Annotated in this window: 20 protein-coding genes; 15 read left to right on the forward strand and 5 right to left on the reverse strand. The window is 39.8% G+C overall.

Annotation, left to right across the window (positions count from 1 at the left end; genetic code table 11):
- Positions 1-60 precede the first annotated feature (60 nt).
- Positions 61-2,055 (forward strand): LTA synthase family protein, encoded by a 1,995-nt coding sequence (locus tag DI076_RS01385; RefSeq protein WP_108958252.1) that lies wholly within the window; start codon positions 61-63, stop codon positions 2,053-2,055.
- On the opposite strand, the gene DI076_RS01390 is transcribed toward DI076_RS01385, so the two are convergent.
- Positions 2,039-3,358, reverse strand: coding sequence for a sterol desaturase family protein (locus tag DI076_RS01390; RefSeq protein ID WP_108958253.1), 1,320 nt, complete (start codon positions 3,356-3,358; stop codon positions 2,039-2,041). The two genes, DI076_RS01385 and DI076_RS01390, sit on opposite strands and share 17 nt — an antisense overlap.
- Before the next feature lie 213 nt (positions 3,359-3,571).
- On the opposite strand from DI076_RS01390, the gene rlmN reads away from it, so the two are divergent.
- The 10 genes from rlmN to DI076_RS01440 all read left to right on the forward strand — a co-directional run bounded on the left by rlmN (position 3,572) and on the right by DI076_RS01440 (position 14,935).
- The gene (gene rlmN, locus DI076_RS01395) at positions 3,572-4,633 is read left to right on the forward strand and encodes a 23S rRNA (adenine(2503)-C(2))-methyltransferase RlmN (protein ID WP_108958405.1); all 1,062 of its coding nucleotides are present in this window, start codon (positions 3,572-3,574) and stop codon (positions 4,631-4,633) included.
- Complete coding sequence (locus DI076_RS01400) at positions 4,617-4,904, forward strand: Cys-rich protein (protein ID WP_108958254.1); 288 nt, start codon at positions 4,617-4,619, stop codon at positions 4,902-4,904. Before rlmN ends, DI076_RS01400 begins: the two co-directional genes overlap by 17 nt.
- The gene (locus DI076_RS01405) at positions 4,901-6,607 is read left to right on the forward strand and encodes an ArnT family glycosyltransferase (protein WP_108958255.1); all 1,707 of its coding nucleotides are present in this window, start codon (positions 4,901-4,903) and stop codon (positions 6,605-6,607) included. Before DI076_RS01400 ends, DI076_RS01405 begins: the two co-directional genes overlap by 4 nt.
- Before the next feature lie 335 nt (positions 6,608-6,942).
- Positions 6,943-7,455 carry a cytochrome c3 family protein gene (locus DI076_RS01410; protein WP_100726560.1) on the forward strand — a complete coding sequence of 171 codons (513 nt, stop codon included), beginning with the start codon at positions 6,943-6,945 and terminating at the stop codon, positions 7,453-7,455.
- A gap of 24 nt (positions 7,456-7,479) precedes the next feature.
- Complete coding sequence (locus tag DI076_RS01415) at positions 7,480-10,605, forward strand: TAT-variant-translocated molybdopterin oxidoreductase (protein ID WP_174705000.1); 3,126 nt, start codon at positions 7,480-7,482, stop codon at positions 10,603-10,605.
- 19 nt (positions 10,606-10,624) lie between these two features.
- On the forward strand, positions 10,625-11,998 hold the full coding sequence (gene nrfD, locus DI076_RS01420; RefSeq protein WP_015678751.1) for an NrfD/PsrC family molybdoenzyme membrane anchor subunit: 1,374 nt from the start codon (positions 10,625-10,627) through the stop codon (positions 11,996-11,998).
- Between the two features lies 1 nt (position 11,999).
- On the forward strand, positions 12,000-12,566 hold the full coding sequence (locus DI076_RS01425; RefSeq protein ID WP_108958257.1) for a DUF3341 domain-containing protein: 567 nt from the start codon (positions 12,000-12,002) through the stop codon (positions 12,564-12,566).
- A complete protein-coding gene (locus DI076_RS01430; RefSeq protein WP_108958258.1) occupies positions 12,563-13,150 on the forward strand; it encodes a c-type cytochrome in 588 nt (195 codons plus the stop codon). The genes DI076_RS01425 and DI076_RS01430 overlap by 4 nt, the downstream gene beginning before the upstream one ends.
- Positions 13,151-13,158: 8 nt before the next feature.
- Positions 13,159-14,409, forward strand: a complete 1,251-nt coding sequence (locus DI076_RS01435) for a hypothetical protein (protein WP_108958259.1) — start codon at positions 13,159-13,161, stop codon at positions 14,407-14,409.
- A 10-nt stretch (positions 14,410-14,419) separates the two neighbouring features.
- A complete protein-coding gene (locus tag DI076_RS01440; RefSeq protein ID WP_108958260.1) occupies positions 14,420-14,935 on the forward strand; it encodes an Lsa16 family lipoprotein adhesin in 516 nt (171 codons plus the stop codon).
- Positions 14,936-15,045: 110 nt separating this feature from the next.
- Here DI076_RS01440 and DI076_RS01445 read toward each other — a convergent pair whose 3' ends face one another.
- Positions 15,046-15,435: a hypothetical protein gene (locus tag DI076_RS01445; RefSeq protein ID WP_108958261.1), complete on the reverse strand. Its 390-nt coding sequence runs from the start codon at positions 15,433-15,435 to the stop codon at positions 15,046-15,048.
- A gap of 342 nt (positions 15,436-15,777) precedes the next feature.
- Between DI076_RS01445 and DI076_RS01450 the strand changes: the two genes are divergently transcribed.
- Positions 15,778-16,233 (forward strand): MarR family winged helix-turn-helix transcriptional regulator, encoded by a 456-nt coding sequence (locus DI076_RS01450; RefSeq protein ID WP_108958262.1) that lies wholly within the window; start codon positions 15,778-15,780, stop codon positions 16,231-16,233.
- Complete coding sequence (locus DI076_RS01455; RefSeq protein WP_108958263.1) at positions 16,230-16,799, forward strand: hypothetical protein; 570 nt, start codon at positions 16,230-16,232, stop codon at positions 16,797-16,799. Before DI076_RS01450 ends, DI076_RS01455 begins: the two co-directional genes overlap by 4 nt.
- Positions 16,800-16,953: 154 nt before the next feature.
- Here the strand turns inward: DI076_RS01455 and DI076_RS01460 are convergent, their stop codons facing one another.
- Complete coding sequence (locus tag DI076_RS01460; protein ID WP_100728874.1) at positions 16,954-17,346, reverse strand: DoxX family protein; 393 nt, start codon at positions 17,344-17,346, stop codon at positions 16,954-16,956.
- Positions 17,347-17,528: 182 nt separating this feature from the next.
- On the opposite strand from DI076_RS01460, the gene DI076_RS01465 reads away from it, so the two are divergent.
- Both DI076_RS01465 and DI076_RS01470 read left to right on the forward strand, forming a co-directional pair.
- Positions 17,529-18,122 carry a TetR/AcrR family transcriptional regulator gene (locus tag DI076_RS01465; protein ID WP_108958264.1) on the forward strand — a complete coding sequence of 198 codons (594 nt, stop codon included), beginning with the start codon at positions 17,529-17,531 and terminating at the stop codon, positions 18,120-18,122.
- 31 nt (positions 18,123-18,153) lie between these two features.
- Positions 18,154-18,807 (forward strand): adenylate/guanylate cyclase domain-containing protein, encoded by a 654-nt coding sequence (locus DI076_RS01470; RefSeq protein WP_108958265.1) that lies wholly within the window; start codon positions 18,154-18,156, stop codon positions 18,805-18,807.
- A gap of 6 nt (positions 18,808-18,813) precedes the next feature.
- Here the strand turns inward: DI076_RS01470 and DI076_RS01475 are convergent, their stop codons facing one another.
- Positions 18,814-20,640 carry an AAA domain-containing protein gene (locus DI076_RS01475; RefSeq protein WP_108958266.1) on the reverse strand — a complete coding sequence of 609 codons (1,827 nt, stop codon included), beginning with the start codon at positions 20,638-20,640 and terminating at the stop codon, positions 18,814-18,816.
- Positions 20,625-21,476, reverse strand: a complete 852-nt coding sequence (locus DI076_RS01480) for a tetratricopeptide repeat protein (protein WP_108958267.1) — start codon at positions 21,474-21,476, stop codon at positions 20,625-20,627. Before DI076_RS01480 ends, DI076_RS01475 begins: the two co-directional genes overlap by 16 nt.
- Positions 21,477-21,486 lie beyond the last annotated feature (10 nt).

Below are 21,486 nucleotides of genomic sequence, written 5' to 3' on the forward strand. Positions count from 1 at the left end.
CCTTCGCTAATGGAAGAAAAGATCCATTTGATTGTTTAAATTTTATAAGTTGATCCTTTTATGAAAAAATTGTTAACCCATGTCCCTTTTTATATCCGTTTCCACCTGCTACTTGCTGGACTCGGAATTGTATTTTTAACCATTTACCGCGTCGCTTTTTTTCTGATGTATTCCTATCGGATGAATGATAAATCATTTTGGATCATTCTGAAAGCTTTTGCAAAAGGCGCTCGTTTTGACATTTCTGTATTATGTGTGTTACTAGGATTTAGTTTGGTGTATTCCTCGCTCCATTTTCTAAATCGAAATCGGTGGTATAGGGCAGTTTGGAGAACCATTCCCGTCGTTTTTATTATCTTACTTCTCTTTTTACTCATTGCTGATTTGATTTATTATGAGAATGGGAACAAACATTTGGGGTATGAAGCATTTGCTTATTTAGGTTTCGAAATGTTACCACTTGTGGGATCTGCTTTTTCTCAAAATCCTCTTTTGTTTATACTAGGACTTGTGGTCATTTTTGCAATTGGATTTGGAATTTATAAAATCCAATCCAAATTTCCATACTCGCATGTGAACTTACATTACAAATGGGCTGGTCTACAATTTCTACTTGTGTTGGCTTTACTTGTTCTTGGCATTCGGGGTGGAATCCAAACAAGTCCACTTCGGACAAGTGATGCGATTATCACAAAAGAAACGATTACCAATGATTTGGTTTTAAACCCAGGATTTACTGTGATTACTGATCTCAAAATGACAAAGGTGGACGATCGGCATGCGATGAAATTATCGGATGCAACGACCATTGTGAGAAAGGAAGTTTCGTATCCAGGAGCTGAGTTTGTTTCGGAAGAGTATCCACTCCTTCGCAAAACAAACTTCACTTCTAAAAAACCTTTGCCTCATATTGTTGTCATCGTCCTCGAAGGTTGGACTGGAAAGTTCATTGATATCATTGGATCAGGAAAGGTGGAAGGAAAAGTAGTCACTCCGTATTTTAACCAACTCATCCGCCAAGGGATGTTCTTTAAGCATTTTTTTGCCAGTGGGGGACGAACTACGAATGGACTGATGGCACTTATGGGTGGAATACCCGATAGGCCAGGGCTTACTGCCGTGAGAACACCCCAAATCCTAAACAGGTTTTCAGGTTTAGGGAATATTGCGAAAACCATAGGTTACCAAACACTTTTTGTAACAGGAACTGATTTAAGTTTCAATAATAAGGGTAGTATCATGTACCACTGGGGTTTTGATACACTTGTTGGGAAACAAGAGTTAGAAAAAAATCCAGAATACAAAACAGGGCCATGGAGTTACTTAGATGAATCATCGCTTGATGCTATGCACAAACGTCTGTTAAATGTGAGTCCAGAAAAACCAATTGTTTCTGTGATCCATACAGGTACAACCCATTACCCATACAAAGTCCCAGATGAAAAATACCGTTTGTTTGGAAAAGACACACAAGATAGCGAATACTTAAATGTTCTACATTACGCTGACTTTGCACTTGCTGAATACATGGAGAAGGCAAAAAAAGCTCCTTATTTTAAAGATACTGTTTTCTTTTTTGTATCCGACCATAGCCACCATCGGTTCCTCAATTATTATGAAGATCGAAATGTTCCTCTCCTCATTTATGCTCCTGGGAAAATCAAACCAGAGTTAAGGGAAGATGTCACATCACAACTCGATGTAATCCCAACAATCCTTGGTTTTATGGAAAGAGAGGTTTATTTCAGTGTGATGGGCCGAGATTTGCGGAAGGTAAAAGGATCCTCTGCTTATTTTGCATATGGAAATATCTTTGGTTGGATTGAGGATGATTTATTGTACTACCAATCGGTATCAGGTGGACAAGGGGAAACAAAAACCATCAAAGAACCTTTTGTGGATCTAGGACTTTGTTACAAAGACTTAAGTCTCTGTAACAAACATGCGGAGAAAACAAAAGCCTATTTGAATATGGGAGACGAACTCCTAAAGTCGAATAAATTGTTCCCTTCGGAATCCGTCTTACAAACGATAAAATCTAATACCAAGTATTAGAAATATTACTCAAATCAAAGAATGTCTTTCGTTTGATGATGATCCATAATAAGGATACTAGCGAAAGGCCAATGAGCGGGATCGCAAACATCGCGATATTTGGTATGTTAGAGTAAAGTAGGGTAAGAACAAATGCAAGGATAAAGATTACATTTCGCACCACTTCTGTCCTTCTTGACCAACGTTTCATTTCCATCGTACGATCAATCGAAAACAAACTAAAGATAATGACAGCGGATAAAATACCGAGCATTGTCATATCTTGTTCTAAATTGATTTTTGCTACTTTCCAAATCACAAGTCCCACAGCCATAAGAACTGCTGCTTGTAAAGCCACATATACCATCACACCCATTGGTGGTTTTGGATCATATTTTTCTGTATAGGCTGGTTCTTTAATCTCGTCGTCAGGTGTTTGTAAGTAATTTGGTTTCCATCCAGGAGGTCCAAAGATGGTTTTAAACACATCGCCAATCGACTTACATTTGAAGATTTGAAAGAACATATCTTTAAACACGTGTAAGTTGACAGTTATTGGGTTAAATGAGTTCACTGGTTTTGTTAAACCGTAAATAGGTTCGTCGGTTTCCCATTCAAAGGAACCAAACATACGATCCCAAATGATAAAGATACCACCATGGTTACGATCCAGATATTTCCTTTGTGTTCCGTGGTGGACACGGTGGTTCGATGGGGTTACCATAAACTCTTCTAAAAATCCTAACTTGCCTATGAAACGAGTGTGAACCACAAATTGGTACACTTTTAGGATCCTGTGACTCAGTAAAAACATAGCCCATGGAATACCGAGAAGAGCCATCACAAGGAAATACATGTATTCAAAAATTCGTTGTAATCCATTTCCACGGAAAGCAACTGATAGGTTCATTTCTTGTGTAGAATGGTGGGTGACATGAGTTGCCCAGAAGAGGTTAATTTCATGGCAATGTCTGTGAAACCAATAATAGATAAAATCAGCCAAAACAACTGAAAATGTCCAGGCACCGAGTGCATGCCAATTCACAACAAAACTAGGTGAAAATTGGAATGGACTTGTCAAAGGGAAAAAATGATAACCAAGAGCAGATAAAGAGTAATTCTTTTCAATGATGTCGTAAACATATAAAGCCCCAAGTAGGATGACAACCCCAACAAGTGCAAAGATCACACCTGTGCTAACATCCGCTATAAGAACATTCAATCGGTAAAACTGTTTGCCCTTCATATAAGAAACAAAAATTTCAATCCCGATCAGTGCGACCATGACGATAAAGGCGTATTCCATAAAGGCATCGCTATTCATGCGTGTATTTTCCTCACTAACTACTAGGCTTTTGAATCACGTCCTCTAAGTCAATGTCCATTTCTTTCCAAGAAACTTCCGACTTTGTGACGATTCTGTGAATTTAGACTTGTTCTATAGGGCTTTTTGGAGTAAGACATTTAGAAAGAGTGTAATTTCTTGTCCCGTAAGGTGGCAACGAAAAGATTGGCTAATGGTGAAAGGACCTACACAATGAAAGAGGAAATACCGGTTCTCAAAGGGAAAACCAAAAAAGAACTAGAAGAGATCTGTGTTTCCTTAGGTCTTGAAAAATACCGAGCGGCACAGATTTATACTGGAATTTATAAGAGTCGTTATACGACGATAGACCAATTTACAACCCTCTCTAAAGAAGTAAGGGAAAAGTTAAAACAACATACATCCTATCCCGAAATTGAAATTGGCCGTGATCTGGTTTCCAAAGATGATGGGACACGTAAGTTTACCTTTTACGTGGGCGAAAACAAAGAGATTGAAGCGGTTTGGATCCCTTCCGGGGACGGTGGCCGTAAAACCATTTGTATCTCTTCCCAAATTGGGTGTACCCTCAATTGTAAATTTTGTGCCACTGGTCTTTTGGAATACAAAGGCAATTTACAAACATGGCAAATCCTTGACCAAGTCCTGCAAGTGGAACGACTCGTAGGAGACCGTGCCACAAACATCGTGTTTATGGGGATGGGGGAGCCCATGCACAATTATTTCAGTGTCATGAAGGCCGCCCATATCTTAAGAGATCAAGATGCCTTTGGACTTGGTGCCCTTCGGATCACCATCTCAACTGCTGGTGTGACAACTGGAATCAATCGATTCATTGAGAACAAAGAACCTTTTAATTTTGCAATTTCACTGAACCATCCCAACCCCAATGCACGTTCTTCTATCATGGATGTAAACGACAAACACCCATTGGAAAAACTCGTTGATTCAGCGAAACGTTTCACAAAGGAACTTGATCGTGCCATCACGTTTGAATACGTGATGATCCCAGATGTGAACATGGGTCGTGACAATGCGGAACGACTCGCAAAAATTGCAAGGTCTGTGAACAAATGCAAAATCAATGTAATTCCGTTAAACACAGATTTTACGGGATGGCGAAGGCCAACCGATGATGAAGTCAAAGAATTTGTAATGCATCTCAAAGCTAAAACGACAGCTCCCATCCTCAATCGCCGTAGTCCTGGAAGGGACATCAATGGTGCCTGTGGGATGTTAGCTCTCAAAGGAATTCGAAGTGAAACAACAAAGTAAATGGATATTGGTTTTATGTTTGGTTCTGTTTGGTTCCAATTGCCAAGACATAGTAGAACAAAAATGCCAATTAGCATGTGAAAAATTTGTCACTTGTACAGAAGAGGAACTCAAACTCACTTTGGCACCTGATGTGAAACGCACAGGTAGGATCCAATGTATGGACGGATGTACCACTCATAATAGTGATATCCTCCAATGTTTTGACCAAGAGCCAAATTCTTGTAAAGGTTTCGGACAATGTTTGGTACAAATAGGAACATTTGAATGAAAGAATCACTGTCTCCTTCGGAACGTATCTTTTACCGTATTTTATTGCTGATGGCATCTTTGCCGATTTTGTTTACTTTGCCACTGGATGTCATCGATATCGATAGTGCGCAGTATGCAGGCATCAGTCGTGAACTCGTCCTATCGAATGATTTTTTCACACTCATCGATAATGGAAGGAGGTATTTGGATAAACCCATCCTTACTTTTTGGACCATTGCCACTTCGTTTTTTTTCTTTGGTATTAGTAACATTGCCTTTCGTATCCCAGCGATTTTTCTAAGTTTACTCTCCGTTTATTCGATTTACCGAATCACCATTCTTTCTGGTGGAAAGGAGAGGCAAGGTTACCTTGCATCCATCGCGTATCTGCTAGCACCTGGTGTATATGCGATGGTGGTGGATCCCAAAATCGATGTGTATCTCACTGCATATCTTGTGTTTACTTATCATTCTTATTATTTGGGTAAAAAACAAAACCCAAATTATTTTTACCTGATGTATCTCATGATGTCGATGGGATTTATCACAAAAGGGCCCATCTCCGTTGTCATCCCTGCCATTTCAATTGGAGGGGATATTTTATTCCGAAGGGATTGGAAACTTTTACTCTCTATGAGAATCCCCACGGGGATTTTTGTATTGGCATCACTTCCGGCACTTTGGTGTTTTTTCTTATTCAAAAACTTCAATTCATACGGTCCTGTTTTCTTTTTATGGATCCAATCCTTTGGCCGATTTTATCGCGAAATGTATGATGTGAAGTTTGATCCATTTTATTTTTATAAATCCTTTTCATGGGCTTTCTTCAGTGGCCTTTTGCCGATGGTCATTTACCTCATGTTCCATTCTTACCAGTATACAAAATCGTTAGGTTGGAAAGAGATCCTGCGTAAGATCCGTGCCAATGAATACAAAGAAGTAGATTTTGTGATTCCTTTTTGGGTGTTTCTCTTTTTGTTCCTCATCTCGTTTTCCAGATACCCTCTGCCACAATATACCTATTGGGTATTACCGGGTGCTGCTTTGTACTTTGGGAAAATCATGGAAGAGAGTTTATTTCAGTCCAATGTGGCAAGGTTACGTCCCTCGTTTCTCGTTGCAGGAATTGTGTATTTGGTAGGGTTTTTTCTCTTCCCTGTATTTGTATCCGATGTTGGGATTTTATACTATGTATTCGGTGCGATTGGGATCCTATTCATTTTACTTTCCGCACAACTCATTCCTTTGGAAATCCTACTGACCCTTGTGGGTGCCACTTTGTTTTTTTGTGCGATTAGCTTACAATTTTATCCACTCCTAACCAGTTACCAACCTTCCAGGGAATTTGGAACAAAGATTAAGGAATTAGAACCAAATGAACCAGTTCTCTATACCTTCTGGATGTCCAATTCGAAACGATCCTATGGGTTTTATGCGGAACGAAATTTTAGAAATATCTATGATAAGGAAAAATTGGATAGGTTGTGGGCTGAAAAATCGGAGCGACTCATCGTACTTCCATCTGAAAAGTTACCACAATTGCAAGAGATGGTAGGTTCCGAATACCAAATCATACCTGTTATGGAAAAAGAATCCTTCAAAGTGGCAACACCTACGATCGCATTTCTCAAAAAAGAGACAAGAAACCTGGTCACAAAGAAAATTTCTTTGGTTTGGGTGAAAAAAATGCAGGGGAAATCATTTAAAAACTCGAAAGTATAACTAGGCTAAATTGTGTAAGTCTGGTTTTTAGGGCCCTTCGATGTCAAAATCAGGGCCTTTTTTTTTGTCCCAACCAACCAAAGCTTTCGGTATTTCCCTTTGAATCCTCATTCTGAAAGCATTCAGACTTTCGAATTTAAAGTTTCCTAACATTTGTTCGGTGGCATTTTTCCTATTTATTGAGACTTAGTTTCAACTAAGAAAGTTCAGAAAAAATTTCAGATTATGTCTCTTTTAATGTTTTTTCACAACCAAAACCCTTACATACTTGCTTTTTTTCGGATTTTACCTTTCCTTGTCAGAAGACAGTGTAAACGGATTCAGGAAATCTGCGAATGAATATAAAAATACTCAAGATCTCTGTGCCTATCGTTGCGATAGCTGCGTTAGCATATTTGATTTTTTCACCTAGCCGTTATGTGGGCTATTCACCCGACCAGCCCATCCCCTTCAACCACAAGATACATGCAGGCGATAACAAAATCGATTGTAAGTATTGCCATACAGGCGTTGAAAACTCGGCCCATGCTACAGTTCCACCAAGTTCCACTTGTATGAACTGCCATGGAGCAGGTAACGTAGCGGGCAACCAAGAACATGTTAAGTGGCTCAAAGCACAATACGATAGTAACACTCCAGTTTCCTGGGTGAAGGTCCATGACCAACCAGACTTCGTATACTTCAACCACTCAAGACACGTGCAACGCGGCGTTGATTGTTCCACATGTCATGGCAACATGGCAGAGATGGTAAAGGTAAGACAGTCCAAGTCCCTCAATATGGGATTTTGTGTCGATTGCCATAGAGAGAACAATGCTCCTAACGATTGTTCTACGTGCCACAGATAATCGGGAGACAAGTAATAATTTATGATGAAAGACGATAGTTTCCAAAAAGAAAAAAAGTCACTTTGGCAGTCTTATGAACTTCGCGGTACTTCTCGCGAAAAAGAACTCCAAAAACAAGAGTTCTACAAATCACCAGATCCTTTGATTGCTAAAATCAAAAAAGGTGACTTTGATAGAAAAACATTCCTGAAGTTTATGGGTGCATCAGTTGTGATGACAACTGTAGGTTGTATCCAAAAACCTGCTGAAAAAATTGTTCCTTATGTGAACCTCACGATTAAAAATCCAGACAACAACGAAGTAGAACAATATGACTTCGTAAAACATGGACATTCTTACCACTATGCTTCGGTTTGTGGTGGTTGTTCTGTAGGTTGTGGGGTACTTGTAAAAGCAAAAGATGGTCGTCCTTTAAAACTCGAAGGAAACCCAAGCCATCCAATTTCAGAAGGTGCTTTATGTGCTTCTGGACAAGCTTCTATTTTTGATCTTTATGATGCAGACAGAGCAAAAGAACCACAACAAATTGTGAATGGTTCTGCTAAGTCTAGCGATTGGTTTGTTCTAGATAAAGACGTAAAAGAAAAACTCGCGGCAAACAAAGGTAAGACGGTTGTGGTAACAAAACCACTCACTTCTCCTGCCACAAAAGAATTTGTTTCTGAGTTTTTACGTTCTGTTGGCGGTGGAAAACACTTAGAAGTAGCGTTTGCTTCTTCTGATGATGCCATTACAATCGCTCAAGAAAAATCATATGGAAAGGCAGTTCTTCCAAACTACCACTTTGACAAAGCAAAAGTAATCCTTTCGATTGATAGTGACTTCTTAAACCAAGTCAACTACCACAATGACTTTTCCAAACGAAGAGACTTACAAAAAAATTCTAAGTCATTCAATTCCTTTATCGCTGCAGAAACTCATCCTTCGATGACAGGTTCGAATGCGGACCAAAGAGTTCCATTAAAGCCTGGTGACCAAAGAAAGTTCGCTCTTGTGATTGCAAAGGCACTTTCTGATTTGGGAGTGGGTGGCGCAACTGGTGTGTCTGGAATCAATGTAGACACTACTGCTTCTGAGTTAGGAATTTCCAAAGAAGTTGTGGTTCGCACAGCAAAAGCACTCGCTTCTGCAAAAGGTGAATCCCTTGTGGTGGCTGGTGGTTCGAACACGTTAACCGAAGATGCAGTGGATTTACAAATCGCTGTGAACATGTTGAACAGCATGCTCGGTAACGATGGCAAAACCATCGATGCTGGAAATCCTTTGAAAGAAGGAAAGTCAAACTACGCTGAAAACTTAAAATCTCTCGCAAAAGACTTAAAAGAAAGAAAGGCCGGTGTGGTCATTCTTTTTGGTGTGAACCCAGTTTACGAGGCACCAAATGGAGATGAGTGGAAAAAACTCCTTCATGAAGCCGCACAAGTGGTACAAGTTTCTGACCGTGTGGATGAAACAGCCCTTGCATCGAACTGGCTTGCTCCCGTATCACACTTCCTTGAGTCTTGGGGTGATAACGAATCCGTAGCAGGTATTGTATCGGTACAACAACCAACCATCCGACCGCTTTTCCAATCCAAAGCATTTGAAGATATGCTCATTGGTTGGGCAGGTGGAAAGTTACTTGGATCCGAGTCTCTCTACGAATACCTCAAAACGAAATATTCTAAAAAAACCAACTGGGAAGACTTACTCAGAAAAGGTGTCCTCGTATCTGGAAATCCAAAAGCAGACAAGGGTGGTCGTTCTTTTAGAGGAACCATTGCACCTCTTTCGCCTTCCAAGTCTGGTTTAACTGTGTCTATCTACGAAAGCACAGCTCTCGGAACTGGAGAAAGAGCAAACAACTCCCAACTACAAGAACTTCCAGACCCAGTATCCAAAGTGACTTGGGACAATTATGTTGCGATCAGCCCACAATACTCTCGTTCGTCGGGAATTAAACTCAATGACGTAGTGACTGTGACTGTAAATGGAAAGTCCTTCGAACTTCCAGCTCTTGTCCAACCAGGTCTTCACCCAGAAGCAGTGGGAATTGCTCTTGGTTACGGAAGAACAAACGTGGGTGAGATCGGAAACGGTGTTGGTAAAAATGCAAGTATCCTTGCCACAGAAGTAAACGGATCTTTTGTTTACTCTGGTTTATCCATCACACTTTCCCCAACAGGTAAAAAATACAAACTCGCTACCACTCAGGACCACCATATGATGAGCCCTGGTGTGATGATGGGTGTGGAATGGAAAGAGAGACCTCTTATCATCTCCGCAAAACTACAAGACTATACTAAAAATCCAAGTGCAGGAATCCCTGAGCCTGAGATCCCAAAAATCTTAGTGGATGGGAAACTACAAAGAGCACAAGGAGCAAACGCTCCGTCCGACCAACCGGGAAGCCAATTTGCATACCCAGGATACAAATGGGGTATGGCAGTTGATTTAACTTCCTGTTCTGGTTGTGGTGCTTGTGTGGTTGCATGTAACATTGAAAACAACGTGCCTATGGTAGGACGTGATGAAGTGCGTATGGGTCGTGAGATGCATTGGCTTCGGATTGACCGTTACTACATCGGTGATCCTGAAAAACCAGAATCACTCGAAATTGCACACCAACCACTGATGTGCCAACATTGTGATAACGCTCCTTGTGAGACAGTTTGTCCAGTGGCTGCAACCGTTCACAGTTCGGAAGGAACCAACGATATGGTTTACAACCGCTGTGTGGGAACTCGTTACTGCTCGAACAACTGCCCTTACAAAGTGCGTCGTTTTAACTGGTTAGAACATTGGAATGAACACAGCTTACTCGGTGAGGCAACTCCTACCTTTAAGGCTCGCCCTCCAAGAAACTTGGGCTTAAACCCAGATGTAACCGTTCGTTCTCGCGGGGTCATGGAAAAATGTAATTTCTGTGCGTCTCGAGTCGCTGAGAAAAAAATCGCAGCGAAAAACGAAGGACGAACTCTGAAAGATGGGGAAGTGAAAGCCGCTTGTGAACAAACATGTGCCTCTGGTGCCATTGTGTTCGGAAACGTAAATGATCCTGAATCAAAAGTAGCGAAGCTCTTGAAAGACCCTAGGTCTTACAAACTTCTGGAATACCTAAACATCGGACCTGCCGTCAGTTATTTGACCCGAGTTCGAAACGAAGTTTAACAGGGAGAACACAAAGGGAATGTCATTAACACAAGCAGTTAGAGATAAATTAGATATCCCCGACCTGGTAACAGGCGGGAAATCGCTTAAAGATGTAACCGTTGATATCGCAAAACCAAACGAAGATTTCCCAACCAAACTTTGGTGGAATACCTTCCTTTTGGTTTTGACGATCACCCTGATCGACGTAGCCATTATCGGTTATTTGTTTTACGAAGGTCTTTACCTCCTCGGGATCAACAACCCAGTAGGTTGGGGATTTTTCGTCGTCAACTTCGTATTCTGGATTGGTATCGGTCACGCAGGAACACTGATTTCTGCGGTATTATACCTCTTCCGCCAAGGTTGGAGAACAGGGATTAACCGTGCCGCAGAAGCGATGACGATCTTTGCCGTACTTGTTGCGGCATCGAACCTCATCCTCCACGTAGGTCGTCCATGGCTCGGATTTTGGCTCTTCCCATATCCAAATGAAAGAGGACCACTTTGGGTGAACTTCCGTTCCCCTCTGATCTGGGACACGTTTGCGGTATCCACCTACCTTTCCATTTCGATGGTATTCTGGTATTTGGGTCTTATTCCTGACCTTGCGACCCTAAGAGATCGTGCCACAGAAACTTGGAGAAAGAACTTATACAACATCCTAGCCTTTGGTTGGGTTGGATCGGCGAGAGCTTGGTCACACTTGGAAATCGTTTCCATGATCCTTGCGGCTCTTTCCACTCCACTCGTTCTTTCGGTGCACACCATCGTATCCTTCGACTTTGCTGTTTCCATCCTTCCAGGTTGGCACACGACCATTTTCCCTCCATACTTCGTTGCCGGTGCGATTTTCTCCGGATTTGCGATGGTGGTAACCCTTATGGTCATTGCTCGTGAAGTGTTTAACTTAAAGAACTACATCACGATGAAACACTTGGACAACATGAACAAAATCATGATGGTTACAGGTCTTATCGTAGGACTTGCATATGGAACAGAGTTTTTCATCGCTTGGTATTCTGGTAACGAATACGAAGGATTTGCATTCTGGAACAGAGCGTTCGGACCATACGGTTGGGCTTACTTCATTATGATTTCCTGTAACGTTCTTTCACCACAAGTGTTCTGGTTCCGCAAACTTCGTTACAACATCCCTGTGATGTTTGTTGCCTCCCTTGTGGTAAACGTAGGTATGTGGTTTGAACGTTTTGTGATCATGATGACCCTGAACCGCGACTTTTTACCATCCAGCTGGGCAATGTATACACCGACTCTTTTCGACTACGCGATGTTAATCGGAACGTTCGGTATCTTCTTTACTCTCTTCCTTCTCTGGTGTCGAATTATGCCAGTGATCGCGATTGCAGAAGTAAAAACAGTGATGCCACAAAAAGAAGGAGCACACCACTAGTATGTATCTTCCAAAATTAGAACAGTTTCATAAATACAAAGAAATGGATGAAGGAGTTCTCGGAATTTTCGACACTCCCGAAGCCATAATGCATGCTGCTGAGAAAACAAAAGCGAAGGATTACATCGGTTTTGATTGTATCCTTCCTTATCCGGTTCACGGAATTGATGAAGCCATGGGAACTCCTAGATCAGGACTCCCTTGGGTTACTTTCTTTGCTGGGATTTTTGGATGCACGATTGGAATTTTATTCCAGTATCTTACTCATGCACATGACTGGCCTCTCAATATCTCGGGAAAATCTCTCAATGCATGGTTTGCTTATGTGCCAATCATCTTTGAATTAACAGTATTTTCCGCAGGGATTTATACAGTAGCTGCTTTATGTTTTTTAAGCGGTATTCCCAAAGCGACACGTCGGATCCTTCACCCGGATTTGACGTCTCATAAATTTGGCCTTTGGATTCCAAAGTCTGCCAAAGGATACAACGAATCCGATGTCGTATCGTTTGTCAAAAGCCTTGGTGGATCCGAAGTCATCGTTGTGAAACCGGAGAACCAAAAATGAAACAAAACATCTTTCGAGTTTTCGCACTTGTGGCGTTAGTTTTTGTCGCAAATTGTGATTATAAAACTCCCGTTTATGAATACTTTCCGAATATGTATGACTCTCCTGCAAGAGAATCACAAGAAGCGGATTCCTTTGCTTCGAATGGTTCTGCTTCTAGGATTCCACCAAAAGGTGCAATCCCAGTAGGATACTATCCGTATCCTTTTGCAGCAGAAGCAACTCCTGATACCCTTCCAGGTCCAGACAAAGGATTAAAAAATCCAATTGGAAAGGCGAGTTTAGGGGATTTGATGATCGGGGAAAAACGCTACCAAACGTATTGCACTCCTTGTCATGGGGTGCAAGGTCTTGGAAATGGAGCCGTTGTAGGACCAGCACCGAAGTTCCAACAACCACCTCCTTCTGTTGTTTCTGATAAAATCCGCGGTTGGTCCGATGGACAAATTTACCACATCATCACGATGGGTCGAGGTCTCATGGGAAGTTATGCTTACCAAATCGAACCAGAAGACAGATGGAAGCTCATCGCTTACATCCGCAAACTTCAAGAATTTGAAGTGAAAAATAAAAAGGCGAACTAGGGGAAATTATGAGCTCTACAAAAGCAGCGAAACTAGACGAAACATTATTGCAGTTCAAACTGCCAGGGTCCCTTCGTAATGCCCTCATTGCCATGATCGGAATTGGAGTGGTGAGTTTTCTCATCGCTTTTTTCGGGTTTGGTCATGAGACGTCTCGTCATATGGACGAAGCTGGTCATTTCCACCATACGAATTTAGGCTACCATATCTTACTCATTGGTGCTTACTTTGTGATTGGACTTTCCATCACAGGGATTTTCTTCACAGCGATACAACACTTAACAGGCTCACAGTGGTCGGTGACTGTTCGTAGGATTTTCGAAACGTACGGACTTTTTGCACCCGTTGCTGGACTTCTCTTAGTGGGAGTGATCTTTGGAATGCATGATCTGTATGAGTGGGCAGATGCTACGGTTCGTGAAAACGACCACCTCATCCACCACAAAGCGGGATACTTAAATCCAACAGCATTTATCATCCGCTGTGTGCTTTTCATTGGTGTATGGTCAGTATTTGCTTACATCTTTCACGGAAAGTCTGTAGGCCAAGACAAAGATAAGGTAGTGGATACAACGAAGACTCTTGCCAAGATTTCGGGAGGATTTATCCTCTTCTTTGCACTGTCTTGGTGCCTCATGTCCTTTGACCTTCTCATGTCACTTTCGCCGCATTGGTTCTCTACCATGTTTGGCGTGTATGCCTTTGCTGGTGCGTTCCAAACATCTCTTGCATCGTATTTGATCGTCATTGCGATTCTCAAGAAAAATGGATACCTCGGGGAAGCGGTGAATGAAAACCATTACCATGACATTTCAAAGTTTTTACTTGGTATGACAACTTTCTGGGCGTATGTGGGATTCTCACAATTTATGCTCATTTGGTATGCAAACATCCCAGAAGAAACCTTCTTCTATGAAATGCGTATGACAGGTGGTTGGGGATACACAACATTACTTCTTCCATTTGTGAAGTTTGTGATTCCTTTCCTTCTCTTACTCAATCGTCCTAACAAACGAAACATTGATTTCCTTTGGAAATTAGCTGCATGGATACTAACAGTTCAATTTTTTGAACTCTTCTGGTTGGTGTTCCCTGCAAACTTTGAAAAATTCTCAATCCTTCACTTTGTTTTAGCGTTTGGTGGAACAGTGGGAGTGGTTGGTCTTTTTGGTTTCTTTGTCTTCAAAAAGTTCGAAAAACATAGTTTAGTTCCGGTCGGTGACCCTCGTTTAGATGAGTGCCTTCACCACCACCAATAGGAGAATTGTTTTGAAACTGAAATTAGTAGCATTCTTGATCGTTGGGATGAGCGTAACCGCTTGTTCCAAAAACGCAGAGGTAACTTGGCATAAAAATTGTGATGCTAAAACCAACAAAGCAAGTTTGGATTTTACTGTTCCTTTGTATTCAGAACCAGATTCGAATTCTAAGGTGGTAGAGTTTGTTCCCGTAGGAACTGTTGTAAAAGTATTTGAAGCTCGTAACCATAACGTATGGGCACCAAAGTATTTTATCAAAGTTCAAACAGCAAAAAACGAAGGTTATATGAGCCCTAGATGTTTTGTTGTGGGACAAGATCCGGCAAACAGTGTTTGGAGATATTCCAAGGGACTCGTAACAGATTCAAAACCTTTTTACGATCCAAGTGACAAAGCTCATTACCCAAGAGGGACTGAGTATGGAAATTTGAAGGACCTTCCAAAGGAAAAAATTCCTCTTTCTGAACTCACAAAAGGTTTGGAAGAAGAAACTTACATAAACAAAAACATGTTGAAACAAAACTAAGTTTTAACAAAGCATTTGTTTGTTGGAAACTATCCTCCAAACATTCTGTTGAATGAAAAAAGACCCAAGGGAAACCAAGGGTCTTTTTTTTGAGGGTTGCGAAGATTCTTTTATTTCTTTAGTACGATTATCTCGTAGGCAACTATCGCCAAGATCACGAATTTTTCCCAAATGAAATAAAAGGCACCGAGAGGTTGGATCACATTCCAATTTTCGATCAAAAAATACATCGAAACACCGCAATAAGTAAGATTGCCAAAGATCACACCGAGAAGAAACGGTTTCCAGTGTTTTGGTTTTTGCATAAAACAGGTATTGGAATAAAAAAACAAAATGCCGGCAAGGATTCCTAATTTGTATAACACTTCTGTGGGCATCCCAAAATAAGGTTGAAAGGGCAGAACCACACCAAATAACACGAGTAAGGATATAGATGCACCAAAGGCATCCAATAAAAAAATCGTATAAGGTTGGAATTTTTGGAATAATTTTTGTATCATCAACTCAGTCCTACATTGTTTTACTCCTTATTTTCGAAAACGGGCGAGGTTCCATTGTTTCCTATAATCTGCAGTTTTGAAAAAGGAGTTTGATCCCCATTCAATAATTTTGAATTTTATTTGTAATCAATTTAATCAGGAAAATACCAGCTTTCGATTCTTGGAATTTCTGAGATTCTCCATAATCGTTTGCTATTTCAAATTCGATTCTAAAACGAGGGTGAACTATCTTTCGAAAATTATTCCAAAATTTGAAATTTAATGATTTACAATCACAAAATATCTTAGATACTAAGACATTAAGTTAATAAGATAATCAGTTAGTTAACTAATGGATTTTTTATGGAAATAGAAATTTTTAAAAAAACTACACGTCAGTATTTCGAAACAGCCCTTTTTATGCATGAATCGATCGCAACGCATGTTGGGCTTTCAGGCACAGATCATAAATTTTTAGGATACCTACTAGAAAATGGAGAGATGACTGCGGGGGAACTGGCAAAATTATCTGGGCTTACTACTGGGGCGATCACTGGAGTCATTGATCGATTGGAGAAGAGTAAACTCGTAAAAAGGAAATTTTTAGAAACGGATAGACGGAAGGTTTTCATTGTTCCAAATTTGGAGAAGGCAAACCAACTGTTTTCACCAATTTTTAAAAAATTACAAAAAGAAACGGACCAATTGATTTCTAGTTTTTCAAGTCTTGAGATAGAAGTCGTCCATCGTTATTTCGAATCTGCGATCAAGATAATGGATAAAGTTTCAAAAAATTTAAAGGATACGAATTTGAAATGAATATGATAGTAGAAAATTGTTTTGTGTTTGCAACAACGTTTGGACTTTCGGATGTAACCAATTTTGTTTCCCACCATTCTTTATCAATTGCTAAGTATACTTTATTATTAAATCTACTAATCTATTTTTTAATGAATGGAGCTCAAATTTTTGAAACGATTGTTTTTGTACCACGTTGGGCTAATGGAACTGTTCCTGATTTGGGTTTACTAAATACAGAGTATAAGTCTGCAGATTTAAAATACTTTTGGATTTTGTTTCATTCATTACATGAAATTATCTTCTTAGTATCACTTATATTTTGTTACCAAATAGATGGGATTGGTAACAATTTGTTCCTACTTTTTATCCTCCATATAGGAGTTAGAGCTTGGACTATCATTTATTTCGCAAATAAAATCATTTGGTTCCAATCTATGGCAAATACAATCGATAAACATTCAATCAAAGTATTCAGTGATATTAAGAAATGGGTGATTTGGAATTATATACGTGTTACTATTTATATTGGAATTTCGATTTTAATGGTACCACTAACCATTAAAATTCTAAATTTGAATGGTTAAGGAATATAAATGATTGGAATGATTTGATTTCTTCAACCGTTATGTGATGGTCATAACAGTTGATCCAAGTTAATTCGATAAAATAAACATCGAATCGATAAGCAATTGTTTTAATACTTAGTATATGTTTGCCTAGAATTCTGTATTGATGGTTCTAGAAATTCCAGAATAGGTCTTTTACTTTTGGGTTACGTAAGGCAAGGCCTACCCAAAGGAGAATTCCTATATAAACGGGAAATAAAGTGTGGCTAAAAAGTGGATTTTCCACACGAACGTGGATGGCAACAGCACCACCTAAATATCCAGTGAGTAAGAGAGCTCCGAGTGCGGCAGTTTGCGGTATGGCATACATAACAGTGATCACCAATAGAATGACGCCGATCGTCATTGCACTTTGGGCAGGTAGTCCCAGTTCTTCCATACTTTTTAACACTGGATCAATCTTAGCTAATTTTCCGCCTGCATCGAAGAGTAAAAATGCGATTACTAGGCCACTTAAAATTCGTCCCACCCAAAGGTAGGTTGGGGATTGGTTAATTTCGTTCATAACATCACCTGCTTGAAAAACGTTCTTGCAATAAAAACATATCAAGTGATATGTTGTCAATAAAATTTCGATGCATAACCAACTGAATTGATTGAACGTGGAGTGGCCTCGATTTCGGGGCAAATTGGTCTTCTCTTTTTTGTTTGTGTTTGTTTTATAGGAGATGAAGGATCAAGTGTAGGATGGGGAAACAAGAGGAAACTCGTAAACTGATCATTGAGTCTGCATTTGCACTGATTTACCAAAACGGATTTCAAGGTGTGGGGGTTCGTGAAATTGCACTTTCAGCAAATTTAACTATCGGTGCCTTTTTTTACCACTTTCCTACAAAGAATCACGTAGGTTATGCCATCATTGATGAGTTTTTATCCAAAGGAATTTTGGATCGTTGGATATTGCCTTTGGAACAATATGAAAATCCAGTCGAAGGAATCATTCATACATATAAAAAAACTTTTGACGAATGGCCAGATGAATTTGTTTCGAGAGGTTGTCCGTTGAATAATTTAGGGCAAGAAATGTCTTCGATTGATCCTGAGTTCCAAAAAAAAGCGAAGGAACTTTTGTCCAATTGGATTCAGAGCACAAAAACTTACTTGGAAATTGCCCTAAAGAAAAAAATCCTAAAACCAAAAACAGATACACTTAAACTCGCTGAGTTCATTGTAACCTTCCAAGAAGCTACTTTCGCAATGGGTAAAGTAATGAATGATCGCAAAGTCTACGAGTCCTTATATCTTTCGTTTCGTGACCATCTACAATCGCATTGCCGTTGACATTCCACTAAATGAGGTTATACTCATTAACATGGGACAAAAACGCACCATTGCTACCTCCGCCTCAGAAGAACGATTGGAAAAACTTTTAGAAGAACGATTAACGGAAGGTTCCAATCATGAAATCATTGATAAACGAATTTGGGATTTATTTGGTGAAACTTGGTGTGTGATGTTTACAGACCTATCTGGTTTTTCTAGAGGAGTCGCAAAATTTGGAATCATCCATTTTTTACAAACCATCTATGAATCACAAAGAATCCTCATTCCTGTCTTAGATGAGTATGATGGAATCCTTATGAAGGATGAAGGGGATAGCCTTATGGTACTCTTTCGTAATACCAATAAAGCGATCCAATGTGCCATCCATATGCAAAAAGCATGCAAACGATATAATGAAGGAAGGAGTGCAGAAGAACAGATCCTTCTCTGTGTGGGTCTTGGTTACGGAAAAATATTAAAAATTGGGGATACTGATGTGTTTGGTGCCGAAGTAAATGCTGCATCCAAACTAGGCGAGGATACAGCCAAAGCTTGGGAGATCCTTGTGACAAATGCTGTGAAAGAAAATGCTGATGAAACCACAGATTTTGATTTTGAACCGATTAAAGAAATCCCACCTGGTTCAGATGGTGCCTTCAAACTTCTTTATACACTTGATGAACCGAAATGGGTAGTTTTGTAAAACCGTTCATTCCATAAATTCGTAAATGGAACGAATTTCGCCATTAGATTCGATGTAATTGTATAATTCTTGGAATTCTTTGTGCCCACAGAGAGTTGCCGAATCGCCAATGAGAATCAAATGGAACTTAGCGCGGGTTAGAGCTACATTTAACCGTTTTGGGTTCATTAAAAAGCCAATTTCACCATCTGGGTTCGAACGTACCAAACTGAGGATCACTATCTCAGACTCTCTTCCTTGAAACGAATCAATGGTTTGAGTGTACCACCTTCCATTTGCCCTTTGGATGAGACGTTCCACCTGTCCTCTGTAAGGTGAGATAATGATTGTGGATTCATTGGGTAAACCCTTTTCCATAAGTGTTTCTATGAGTGTTATTTCTGTTTCATTGATGAAACTCAGTTCCTCACCTTCTGTTTCTTCTATGGTATCACTTCCTGCAGTATCAATCCATAGAATGGCAGAATCGGATCCAAAAATCTCTTTCATCACTTCTATGTTTTGGAACTGCAGGTCTGGATGTGTAAAAACCTGGTTCCCATAATAAGACTGGTTGGGAAAGCCAAGGATTTCAGGTTTCATCCGAAATTGTTTTTCTAAAAAGATCGTTCGTTCTCCTGAATCATGTTCGATTGCTTTTTCCAAAAAACTATCGAAGGATTCGTGTTCTGGTAAGGAGTAGTTCACACCTAATTGTTTTGGGTCTCCGAAAAAAAATGTTTTTTTCCCAGAGAAGAGTGCCATATAACAACCTGGATCCACACCTTGGGTTGCTTCATCTACAAATACAAAATCAAATTCTCTTCCTTTTTTGAACTCACTTCCAAAACCTGCAAAGGTTGAGACAATGAGCTCACTTGCATCCAGTAACCTCGTTCGAATATTTGTTTCCGCATCACGAATGGTTTTCAATAAAAACTTTGCTTCTTTGCGCAATTGGTTTCGTTCTTCTCTTTCTTCTTTGCCAAACTTACGTTTCCATGAATTGATTTTTTTCTGGATTACTTTCAGTTCTGTCGTCCAGTTTTGGATTTGTTTTTGGTCGGGATGGGTTTCGATGAGGTGGTCAATATGGTAAGGGAGAACATTCTCCTTGATCTTCGTGGAGTTACCCAACCGGACCACACGAATTCCATTTTGGTTGGCAAGTTCTACGATATAATCACAAGCAAAATTGGTCGGACAAAGAGTAAGAATTGATTGTTTTCTGTTTTTTATTTCCAAGACCGCCTGCATGAGTAAGGTGGTTTTTCCTGTTCCTGGTGGTCCAAAAACCATTCCATAATCAGAAATAAAAAATATTCTTTCCAGTGGAGAGTATTCCTTTGTTTGTTTGGGTGGAATTGGTTTGTCACCTAAACTATAACCTAAAATCCATTTTAGTTTTTTGTAAGATGAGGTATCTTTTTCTTCTTTGACCTTTTTAAAAATTTCATTATACAAATCGTATGTAGATTCAGGGAACCATTTGCGAATTTGATATTCTTCTCCTTCCCATTCATAATCACCACGGACTTGGATGATAAGTTTTGATTCATTCCATTGGTATATGTTTCCATAAATGGATTCTGTTTGGTTTTGTAATAGGACTGGAACACCAGGTTTGATCCAAAGTTTTGTTTTGTTTGAAAGATTTACTTGGAATTCTGCTCTCCACGTATTCCCGACGACAAACTTAAGATCAACAAATGTTGCGACTTTAATTGTTTGGGATTCCGAATCCTTTTCTATAAAAAGCTTTCGTTCTTCCTCACGTTCCTTCGTTAAAATTTGTTCTACGAAATTTAATTCTTCTTCAAGTGAACCAAACGACTGTTTTATGGCTCTTCCCATTCAATGTTCTCCAAGGTAGTAAAAAAACCATTCCGAAGGAGTGGTGCAAAATCGATAAAATCAGCTGCTTTTAGGTATAAAGAATCTTCAATGGAATAAGCTTGGATTAAATTATTGGCTGCCTCATCCACTTTCCCTAAACGGCAATGGGCTCTTGCCAAAATGATGAGAGTTTCAGGATCAATTTCCTTACAATATTCGATATGGGTGCGTATGGAAGACAGGGCATTTTCTGGATCCTCAGCATCCAAATAACATAACGCAAGTAAGTCGTAATGAAGGAATTCTTCTGGTTCCACCATTTTTAGCGATTTTTTCAAAGAGGCAAGGGCAGAGTTGAAGTCTCCTCTTGAAAAATACAAAGAGCCAAGTTCTGCCCAGATGTCTTTTCTATCAATTCCACGGCCATTACTCAGATGTTCCTGGGACAAAGCCTGTTTTAAAACTTCGATCGCTTCTTCGGATCGTTCCATATCCTTGAGGAGAGAAGCAAGTAGGAGATAGTTTTCTAAGTAAGATGGGAACTGGAGTATACTTTTTTGGAGTAATACTTTCGCAGATTTAAATTTTTTTAATTTAATGAGATAACGGGAGTAAACGGTAATACTTAAAGGATGAGATGGATAGTTTTGGATGATGTCTTGGAAAACAGTTTCAGTTTCTTTTGGATTACCAACCGAATACAAACACCATGCTTTTTTCGCTTTGATTTTAATGAGTGCAGATTCGTCTTTTGTATAGGCTTCACTCTCTGCATACAAATTGAAAGCCCGCGTAAAATCCTTTTCCTCTTCCAATTGTTTTGCTTCACGGATCAGAGAAAAAAAGGGATTCATCAAAATTTTT

It is taken from the genome of Leptospira ellinghausenii (genome assembly GCF_003114815.1).
Classification (GTDB): Bacteria; Spirochaetota; Leptospiria; order Leptospirales; family Leptospiraceae; genus Leptospira_A; species Leptospira_A ellinghausenii.

Coding starts and splice junctions, on each gene's coding strand:
- DI076_RS01385 (WP_108958252.1), top strand. CDS start 61: ATGAAAAAATTGTTAACCCATGTCCCTTTTTATATCCGTTTCCACCTG.
- DI076_RS01390 (WP_108958253.1), bottom strand. CDS start 3,358: ATGAATAGCGATGCCTTTATGGAATACGCCTTTATCGTCATGGTCGCA.
- rlmN (WP_108958405.1), top strand. CDS start 3,572: ATGAAAGAGGAAATACCGGTTCTCAAAGGGAAAACCAAAAAAGAACTA.
- DI076_RS01405 (WP_108958255.1), top strand. CDS start 4,901: ATGAAAGAATCACTGTCTCCTTCGGAACGTATCTTTTACCGTATTTTA.
- DI076_RS01410 (WP_100726560.1), top strand. CDS start 6,943: ATGAATATAAAAATACTCAAGATCTCTGTGCCTATCGTTGCGATAGCT.
- DI076_RS01415 (WP_174705000.1), top strand. CDS start 7,480: ATGAAAGACGATAGTTTCCAAAAAGAAAAAAAGTCACTTTGGCAGTCT.
- nrfD (WP_015678751.1), top strand. CDS start 10,625: ATGTCATTAACACAAGCAGTTAGAGATAAATTAGATATCCCCGACCTG.
- DI076_RS01425 (WP_108958257.1), top strand. CDS start 12,000: ATGTATCTTCCAAAATTAGAACAGTTTCATAAATACAAAGAAATGGAT.
- DI076_RS01430 (WP_108958258.1), top strand. CDS start 12,563: ATGAAACAAAACATCTTTCGAGTTTTCGCACTTGTGGCGTTAGTTTTT.
- DI076_RS01435 (WP_108958259.1), top strand. CDS start 13,159: ATGAGCTCTACAAAAGCAGCGAAACTAGACGAAACATTATTGCAGTTC.
- DI076_RS01445 (WP_108958261.1), bottom strand. CDS start 15,435: ATGATACAAAAATTATTCCAAAAATTCCAACCTTATACGATTTTTTTA.
- DI076_RS01450 (WP_108958262.1), top strand. CDS start 15,778: ATGGAAATAGAAATTTTTAAAAAAACTACACGTCAGTATTTCGAAACA.
- DI076_RS01455 (WP_108958263.1), top strand. CDS start 16,230: ATGAATATGATAGTAGAAAATTGTTTTGTGTTTGCAACAACGTTTGGA.
- DI076_RS01460 (WP_100728874.1), bottom strand. CDS start 17,346: ATGAACGAAATTAACCAATCCCCAACCTACCTTTGGGTGGGACGAATT.
- DI076_RS01465 (WP_108958264.1), top strand. CDS start 17,529: ATGGGGAAACAAGAGGAAACTCGTAAACTGATCATTGAGTCTGCATTT.
- DI076_RS01470 (WP_108958265.1), top strand. CDS start 18,154: ATGGGACAAAAACGCACCATTGCTACCTCCGCCTCAGAAGAACGATTG.
- DI076_RS01475 (WP_108958266.1), bottom strand. CDS start 20,640: ATGGGAAGAGCCATAAAACAGTCGTTTGGTTCACTTGAAGAAGAATTA.
- DI076_RS01480 (WP_108958267.1), bottom strand. CDS start 21,476: ATGAATCCCTTTTTTTCTCTGATCCGTGAAGCAAAACAATTGGAAGAG.